Below are 273 nucleotides of genomic sequence, written 5' to 3' on the forward strand. Positions count from 1 at the left end.
GCGGCCCCGGCGGCGCCCGCCGCCACCATCGCCGCGATAAAGCGCAGCGGTGCACCGGCAAAGAACAGCGAGGCGATCATGATCATTCCCATGATGATCACCGTGCCGAGGTCCTTGCCGATCAGGACGAGCCCAATCAGGACGGCTCCGCCCGGAAAGACCACCGGCACCAGCGCATGCTTCCACGAGGTGAGGAGTTTCTGCTTCGTGGCCAGCACGGAGGCAAACCACACGGCCATGGCCAGCTTCGCCGCTTCCGACGGCTGGCCCGAG

1 protein-coding gene is annotated in these 273 nt (G+C 66.7%); it reads right to left on the reverse strand.

What is annotated here, in order from left to right; all coding sequences use genetic code 11:
• Positions 1 to 273: FtsW/RodA/SpoVE family cell cycle protein (locus SB754_RS20290; protein WP_410784166.1), on the reverse strand; the 273-nt coding region annotated here is incomplete at both ends.

It is taken from the genome of Leifsonia sp. SIMBA_070, from assembly GCF_046534635.1.
In the GTDB taxonomy this organism is placed as follows: Bacteria; Actinomycetota; Actinomycetes; order Actinomycetales; family Microbacteriaceae; genus Leifsonia.